Source organism: Sphingomonas sp. AC435 (assembly GCF_979253005.1).
The window spans coordinates 1-270 of sequence record NZ_CEEDCJ010000044.1 but is presented as its reverse complement, the minus strand read 5'-3'; the positions used below and the strand labels follow the sequence as shown (position 1 = coordinate 270).

The 270-nt window shown below is 69.3% G+C and carries 1 protein-coding gene; it reads left to right on the top strand.

The features are described 5' to 3' along the window. A partial coding sequence (locus AC0CH8_RS18880; RefSeq protein WP_465241197.1) for a DEAD/DEAH box helicase occupies positions 1-270 on the top strand: 270 nt, incomplete at both ends.

Below are 270 nucleotides of genomic sequence, written 5' to 3'. Positions count from 1 at the left end.
GTCCCGACCGAGGGACTGCACACGCTGTACGTGTCGCCGCTGAAAGCGCTGGCCGTCGACCTCCAGCGCAATCTGGTGACGCCGGTCGAGGAGATGGGCCTCGCCATCCGGGTCGAGACGCGGACCGGCGACACCCCGTCCGATCGCAAGGCGCGGCAGCGGGTCAAGCCGCCGCACATCCTGCTGACCACGCCCGAATCGCTGTCGCGGCTGCTCAGCTATCCCGACAGCCTGACGATGTTCGCCGGCCTGCGCACGATCGTCGTGGAC